7 protein-coding genes are annotated in these 6,805 nt (G+C 63.3%); 2 read left to right on the top strand and 5 right to left on the bottom strand.

Annotated features, from left to right (window positions below):
- Nucleotides 1-116 precede the first annotated feature (116 nt).
- The 4 genes from CG471_RS28345 to CG471_RS30885 form a co-directional block, all read right to left on the bottom strand.
- Nucleotides 117-2,351, bottom strand: coding sequence for a polysaccharide biosynthesis tyrosine autokinase (locus CG471_RS28345; protein ID WP_099234493.1), 2,235 nt, complete (start codon nucleotides 2,349-2,351; stop codon nucleotides 117-119).
- A 3-nt stretch (nucleotides 2,352-2,354) separates the two neighbouring features.
- Nucleotides 2,355-3,053: a polysaccharide biosynthesis/export family protein gene (locus CG471_RS28350; RefSeq protein ID WP_099234494.1), complete on the bottom strand. Its 699-nt coding sequence runs from the start codon at nucleotides 3,051-3,053 to the stop codon at nucleotides 2,355-2,357.
- Complete coding sequence (locus CG471_RS28355; RefSeq protein WP_099234495.1) at nucleotides 3,050-4,378, bottom strand: O-antigen ligase; 1,329 nt, start codon at nucleotides 4,376-4,378, stop codon at nucleotides 3,050-3,052. Before CG471_RS28355 ends, CG471_RS28350 begins: the two co-directional genes overlap by 4 nt.
- A gap of 156 nt (nucleotides 4,379-4,534) precedes the next feature.
- On the bottom strand, nucleotides 4,535-4,807 hold the full coding sequence (locus CG471_RS30885) for a hypothetical protein (RefSeq protein WP_180275826.1): 273 nt from the start codon (nucleotides 4,805-4,807) through the stop codon (nucleotides 4,535-4,537).
- Here CG471_RS30885 and CG471_RS28360 point away from each other — a divergent pair.
- Together CG471_RS28360 and CG471_RS28365 are read left to right on the top strand one after the other, a co-directional pair.
- Nucleotides 4,806-5,804: a M48 family metalloprotease gene (locus CG471_RS28360; RefSeq protein ID WP_257211724.1), complete on the top strand. Its 999-nt coding sequence runs from the start codon at nucleotides 4,806-4,808 to the stop codon at nucleotides 5,802-5,804. The genes CG471_RS30885 and CG471_RS28360 overlap by 2 nt on opposite strands.
- The gene (locus tag CG471_RS28365; RefSeq protein ID WP_143560304.1) at nucleotides 5,801-6,031 is read left to right on the top strand and encodes a hypothetical protein; all 231 of its coding nucleotides are present in this window, start codon (nucleotides 5,801-5,803) and stop codon (nucleotides 6,029-6,031) included. The genes CG471_RS28360 and CG471_RS28365 overlap by 4 nt, the downstream gene beginning before the upstream one ends.
- 8 nt (nucleotides 6,032-6,039) lie before the next feature.
- On the opposite strand, the gene CG471_RS28370 is transcribed toward CG471_RS28365, so the two are convergent.
- Nucleotides 6,040-6,756, bottom strand: a complete 717-nt coding sequence (locus tag CG471_RS28370; protein ID WP_180275828.1) for an acyl-homoserine-lactone synthase — start codon at nucleotides 6,754-6,756, stop codon at nucleotides 6,040-6,042.
- Nucleotides 6,757-6,805: the final 49 nt, after the last annotated feature.

The raw sequence follows: 6,805 nt of genomic DNA on the forward strand, positions 1-6,805 counted from the left end.
GTGACGGGCGCGGGCTTCCCGGTCGAGTTGCGCGCCCGTCACCATGACCGCCCAAGCCAGGCAGGCGAGGGGTACCAGCCGCGCGATTGGCCGGTGCCCCCATGGCGCGCCGCTGGTCATGCCCCGCTATCGGCAGGGCGGCCATATTCGTAATAATCATAGCCATAATAGGCGGCATTTCCGCCCGCGCGCCGGGGATCGAATTTCGTCAGCAGCGCGCCGACGACCGGCGCATGGACGAGGGTGAGCCGGCGCAGGGTGCTCTTGATCGTCCCGCGATGCCCCTTGCTCGCGTCGATCACCAGCAGGGTGGCATCGGAGGCGACGGACAGGGATGTGGCGTCCGAAAGGCCCAGCATCGGTGGGCTGTCGATGATGACATGGTCGAACTGGCCGCGGCAATGCTGCATCAGCGCTTCCAGCCGGGTGCTGCCCAGCAGCAGCGACGGATTGACCGGGGTGGGGAGCGCCGTGATGGCATAGAGGTTCGGCACATCGGTTCCCAGGATCGCCCGATCCAAGCCGATCTCGCCGGTCAGCAGGGCGGTCAGGCCGTGTGCGCTGGGCAGGTCGAGGATCTTGTGAACGGTGGGCCTGCGCAGATCGCCGTCGATGAGCAGGGTCTTTCGCCCCAGTTTCGCGAGTTGTTCGGCGATCGCCACCGATGTTGTCGACTTGCCCTCTTCCGCTCGCGAACTGGTGATGGTGAGGATTTTCGGGAAGCCGTCCGCACCGGCATAGCGCAGATTGGCGATGAGCGAATTATAGGCTTCGCTGAGCGCCGATTTGGGATCGCGCATTTCCAGCCGGATATCGTCACTGGCATCCTTGGGCACCAGGCCGAGCAGGGGGACGCCGAGCTTGTGCTCGACATCGTCGGGCGCGCGGATCGCATCGTCGAAATGTTCGCGGGCGAAGACGAACATGCCCGCGCACAATATGCCGGCGAGCAAGGCGAGGCCGAGGTTGAGCACCAGTTTCGGCGATGCGGGGAAGCGCGGCGTTTCGGCCCGATCGACCAGCGAGACATTGTTGGAGGTCGCGCCGGCGGTTGCATTCAGCTCATTATAGCGGGCCAGCAGCGTGTCATAGAGCGAGCGGTTGGTTTCAGCGACGCGCTTGAGAATATTATATTGGACGCCGCGATCCTGTTCGCCCAGGGCAAGGGTGCGCAGATCGACGACCTGGCGCTGCAGGGTCGCCTCCTTGGCCTGTGCCGCCTGGAATTCGATCCGCACCGAGCTTTTGATCGCATTGCCGACCGCCATGATCTGGGCGCTCAGCCGATCGACCTGCGCCTGTAGCGCTGCGGCGGTCGGATGGCCGGCCAGATGGCGCGAGCTTTCCTGCGCCAGTTGCGATTCGACCTCGCTGCGTTGCCGGATAAGGGCCTGAATGGCCGGGTTTTCCAGCACCTGGGGCACGGTCATCACGGGTGAGTTGCGGACGCTGTTCCACCGATCCTCCGCGGCGATCCGCTCGGCCGTGGCCTGGCTTGCGGCGCCATTGACCTGGACGAGCGTGTCGTTGGTTACCGACAGCGTGGCTTCCTTGTCCGCATTCTGGCCCTGCCCCTGGACCCGGACGAGGCCGGCGGCACGGGAATATTGATTGAGGTCGCGCTCCGACGTTTCCAGCCGGATACGGGCCTGGTCGAGCTGTTGCGCGAGATATTCGCGGGCGTAGGAGGAACTGTCGAACTTGCGCGCCAGATTGGCGGAAACATAGCTTTCGGCGAAGAGATTGGCCAGTTTCGCGGCATAATTGGGGTCGCTGCCGCTGAAGCTGATGGCCACAAGGCGGCTGGCATCGGGCAGCGAGACGGACAGGTTGCGGGCGACCGCATCAATGGCGGTGTCGCGCCGGAGCCGCTGCAGCGCATCCTTGCCCTGGTAGCGATAGTCGAGATCGGCCTCGGTCGGCATGGGGGTGCCCACGGCATCGAAAAAGGCGGGCTCGGTCCAGAATTTCCCGTCATCCACCACCTTGGCGGCGAGCGCCCGGCTGCGGATTACATCCACCTGGGTCTGGAGGAAACGGTCGGCATCCTGATAGGCGACGGCCGGCGTGACATCGTTATTCTCGATGATCTGGTCCGCCTGCTGCTCGATCAACACGCGCGAGGTGGCGATGTAACGGGGCTGCATCAGCAAGGTTGCCACCAGGCCGAGCGCGAGTGCGCAGGCGATGATCGCACCGATCCACCAGATATTGCGGCGGATCGCGAAGATGATCCTGGAGAGGTCGAGGTCGAACAGCGGTGCTTCGGCCGGGTCGCCCTGGGCGCCGGCGCTTGCGGGCCGGGCAGGAGCGACATGCGGGGTGGGGAGGGAATCAAGTCGCGCGGTCATCGATCAATACCTGCGGAAGATGTTGAAGAGCGGGGCAGCGGTCAGGAAGTCCCGATAGGTGCCCTTGACGGCGGAAAAGCCGATGACGATCTGGTCGCCGCCCAATATCTGGGGATCGGGGGCCCTTCCTTCCTCTATCAGCGCCAGATTGAAGATGGCGCCGCTGCGTTGGCCATCGATCGTGCGGAAGATGAGCACCTGATCCTTGACGGCGACGCGGGTGAGCCCCTCGGCGCGCGAGACGGCTTCCAGCAGGGAGGAGGTGCCGGCAATTTCGTAGACGCCGGGCTTCATCACATTGCCGCTGACGGTGACGCGCTGTGCCACAGACTGGACGATCCCGACCATGACCTGCGGATCGCGAATGAAATTCTGGCCCAGCCGGGACGCGATCATCGCGCCCAGTTCATTGGGCGTCTTGCCGGATACGGCCAGTTCGCCGATCAGCGGGAAATTGATGTTGCCGCCGGAATCGACCTGCAGTTCATCGAAGCTGAGATCCGGTTCCTGGAAGACCCTGATCGATATCTTGTCTTCCGGTCCGATATAATAGGGACGCCTGGGCGATGCCGGATCTTCCGCTGGCATGAGCCGATAGGCGGCTTCCCCCCTGGGCAGGTCGGCGGGAGAGAAGCAGCCGCTCAGCGAAAGGACAAGTGGGAGGAAAAGAGGAGCAATTGTTAACCTTCGGATGGAATTCATTTCATTCGAATCCTTTTGCTCTCGCTTGCTGTCAAAGCAATCATCGACGCTGCAATGCACAATATTGCTTGGTTCCTCAAGGGGTAGTCGATGAATGATTGCAAAAGGATAGCAATCAGAATGATTGCGGGTGCCGTCACCCGATTTTCATTGTTGCGGAGCAATGGAATTGTCAGCCTGCCAATATAGGCGATCCAGCCCAGGCACAGGATTGCGCCGGCAAGACCGCTTTCCAGCACAAGTTCGAGGACATCATTATGGGCGCGTCCGGCCCGATGGCGGTTCACATTCTCGATCGATTCATCGATCTGGAAGACCTCGTCGAACGTGCCCATGCCGCTGCCGATCGGCCAGTAGCGCCCGATCGAAATGAGGCTGTCCTGCCAGATCAGGCCGCGGGCATCATGGAGGCTGTCGAACCGGTCGAAGGCCTGGCTCAGTCGGGCATTGTTCATGGCGACGACGGCGAATCCTGCCAGGGCGATAGTCATGGCGGCGGCGAGGATGGCGGTGCGGCGCGCGCGGTTGAATGATTGGTGCCGGGCCAGGGCCAGCAGCCATTGGATGGCCGGCAGGATCAGCAGCATGATGCTGGAGCGTGACTGGGTCAGCAGGACGCCCATGGTCAGGAGGAGGCAGGTTGCCAGCTTGATCACCTGTCTTGCCGGCCGAGCCGGTGTCGGGATGGCGATGGCAGCGCACAGGGCGATGACGAGGAACAGGCCGGACGAGTTGTGATTGGCGAAGCTGCCATAGAGTTGGTGGGGATTGCCGCCTGGAAACCAGTTCAGGGCCTGACGGGCGGATATGAGCTGGCCCGCGCCCAGTACAAGGTTGGCAAGGCCCAGGGCGGCGAGGCCGGGCAGGATCAGCGCGCGTTCGGATTTTCCGCTGTCCATCGCCAGAAGCAGCAGGATGGTGGGGGCGGTCAGGCCGACCAGGGCGACGAGCGTCCGGCCCGGATCGAGCGAGAGGGGCATCCATAGCCCTGGACGGCCGGCCAGGGCCAGGCTTTCAGCGACCAGATCGCGCCCTGGCAGGGCCTGCCATAATGTGGGTGGAAGCGGGATCAGCTGGATCGCGGGCAGGGCCAGGGTGGCGACCAGCAGGATGCGCAGTCCGGTCGGCGCATCCTGCCAGAATGTTCGCACGCAGGCCGGGTGGATGGCGAGGAGGGTGAGGGCGGCAAGCTGCACCGCCGCATTCATGAGGGCGTAGCGCACGCCGCCACCGCCAAGAATGATGGCGATGGCGAGGAGAAGGAGTGCGCTGCCCCGGCGCCAGCCTGTCAGCGAGGGGCGCATGCTGGGCCTGGCGTTGGTCATGCCTGTATCGCCCCCGGAGCAAAGCCTGCTCCCTGGTGCGGGGGCGGGGCAGGTGTCAGTATGGGGCCGTTCCGATCCGACCGCGTCACATCGGTTGCGCCGGTATCCCGCTGTGTCGCATCATCAGATGATATCATCTGATGATGCGACGATGTCTCAGCTCGCGCCGCGGGACTTGTTGTCGTCGATGACCTTGGCGACGGCGACCGTACCGCCGATGGCGGCAACCACCAGAAGCAGCAACGGCAGGGGAGCGATCCCATTTTCCCGCCGAACGGTCATGCTCTTGCGCGGCCCCTGGTCGCTCCATGCCGATTGGCTGGTGGCGGGGCGGGCGAGCGTGGAGGCCCTGGTTCCGGCCTGGGCCGCAAGGGGGGTCAATAGCATTCCCGCCACGATTGCACTGGTCAAGATCGACTTGATTGCCATGATCGGTCTCCCAATTGAAGTTTTGATACGAATCTTGCGATCAATCAATTCGAATTCTATAGGTTCCTTGAATCATTCGTGCAACGAAAAAGGCGAATACGTGAAATTCGGATTATTTCGTGTAGGAATGGTTTTCCTCTTTTCTTTCTGCCTGATCATGCCCGGTGCGTCATCGGGGGCGGATCGTCGCGAGCGAGTGGAGGCCTATCTGCTCCGGGTGGCGCGGATCGACTGGCGGATTCGCCGGGCCGCGCTGAAGGATTGTCCGGTGTCGGCGATGCGACCAGCGTTCGTTCTGGACGCCAGAAGTGCCTATAGAGCGGGGAAAGAGGCGCGCTTGCCCGACCTGCCCTGGGTCATCGGCTTTACCGACATGGCTGCGGCTGGCGGAGCGCTCGTGCCGGGCGATGAAATCCGGGCGATCGAGCGGGTTCCCGTGTCGCAACTGATGCAGGGTGCCGATGGACAGGTGCTGCCGGAACATATCCTTGCCCATATCGACCGCATGATGCCGCAAGCCAGCTATCAACTGGAGGTGCAGCGGGCCGGCCATGTCCATTTGGTGGACGTCCCTGCGCGCGCCCTGTGTCCCGGCCTGACGATCGTCAAGCAAGGCCGGCGGGGCGATGCCTTCAGCGATCTGCACAATGTGGCGATCACGACCGGCCTGCTGGACGGGCTGGGGTCCGATGACGCGGTGGCCTTCATCATCGGCCACGAACTGGCGCACACGATATTCGCAGATTCGCGCAAGGGTCCCTTGTCCCGCCGTGACAAGGAATCGCGGGCCGATCTTTATGGTGCCCATATTGCCGCATGTGCCGGCTTTGATCCTGCCAAGGCGATTGAGGCGCTGGCGGTTGTTCGGTCCATGAATATCGGCGGGCTGTCGCTGACGCATCGCCCCTACAAGGTGCGGCAGCAGGCGATCGCCCGATATCTGTCCGTTCGACCTGATTGTCAGGCCGCATTTGCATTGAGCCGGGGGGAGAAATGATGAGCCAGGATCTGTTCTTGCGTGTCGGTGTCGTTGCAGCCGGTGCGGCTGCGGTCCTGTTCTGGTTGCTCGGGCTTGTGCATCTGTGGCGCCGGCAGAGCGCATCGCGCCCCTTCGTTTCGGTCGGGATGGGGGACAGGCTGGTCGCTCTGCTCTGGCCGCTTGTCTATCTGGTTGCGCTTGTCGCACTCATCTTTGCGGCGGTGCGCGGCGCGGGGCGTCGATAGGGGCGGCGTTATCCGTAGCCCGGCGGCCATTGTGCCGGGTGGTTGGGCAGATCGACCAGCGTTTGCGGCACGGCATCCGGCTGGTCGCGCATGTTGGCAAATTGCAGGTCGCATTCGGCCAGACAGTTGCGCGCGCGCAGGGCGTGCAGCGTATTGTTGTCGAGATGGATCTGGCTGGCACGCAGGGAAATGCCGTCGACCATCCTGTCGGGGCCGAGCTGGGTGATATGCCATCCGATGCTGCCGAGAAAATCGGACCAGATGCTTTCCATCACCGTCGTATAGGCGCTAATCCCGGTCAGCAGCCCATATTGGACAAGCGCGCTTGCCAGTTGCAGCATGACCCGCCGTCGCTGGTTGCGCAGTTCGGGGTGCAGATAGATTTGCGAGACTTCCCGGATGTGCGCGCCCTGGGGAATGTGCGCCTGACACAGGTCCGGAAACAGCGTGTTCAGAAGATGGGCGCGATCGGTCGGCAACAGGCGGAGCGACCCCAATATGCTGCCCATGCCGGGGTCTGTCACGACGAGATATTGCGTCAGCTTGCTATCGAATTCGTCGCATTCGAACGGGGATGCGGAGGGGGCCGTTTTCGCGGACGGACCATATTGGGGGTGGCGTGTGTGGCAGGGGGTGGCGCGGCTTGGCCGTTCGGACACGCCGATCAGGCGCGGGAAGGTGGCGTGATAGCCCGGCATCCGGCCGATCTGCTGGGAAAATGACAATGTGCAGCCCATGGTCGACATCACTCAATGAGGGGCGGGCGCGCTGCCT

This window comes from Sphingobium sp. IP1 (genome assembly GCF_002708645.1).
Taxonomy (GTDB): domain Bacteria; phylum Pseudomonadota; class Alphaproteobacteria; order Sphingomonadales; family Sphingomonadaceae; genus Sphingobium; species Sphingobium yanoikuyae.

What these genes read in the sequence shown, in the direction of transcription:
- CG471_RS28345 (WP_099234493.1), bottom strand. Translation starts at nt 2,351, where the DNA reads ATGACCGCGCGACTTGATTCCCTCCCCACCCCGCATGTCGCTCCTGCC.
- CG471_RS28350 (WP_099234494.1), bottom strand. Translation starts at nt 3,053, where the DNA reads ATGAATTCCATCCGAAGGTTAACAATTGCTCCTCTTTTCCTCCCACTT.
- CG471_RS28355 (WP_099234495.1), bottom strand. Translation starts at nt 4,378, where the DNA reads ATGACCAACGCCAGGCCCAGCATGCGCCCCTCGCTGACAGGCTGGCGC.
- CG471_RS28360 (WP_257211724.1), top strand. Translation starts at nt 4,806, where the DNA reads ATGATCGGTCTCCCAATTGAAGTTTTGATACGAATCTTGCGATCAATC.
- CG471_RS30885 (WP_180275826.1), bottom strand. Translation starts at nt 4,807, where the DNA reads ATGGCAATCAAGTCGATCTTGACCAGTGCAATCGTGGCGGGAATGCTA.
- CG471_RS28365 (WP_143560304.1), top strand. Translation starts at nt 5,801, where the DNA reads ATGATGAGCCAGGATCTGTTCTTGCGTGTCGGTGTCGTTGCAGCCGGT.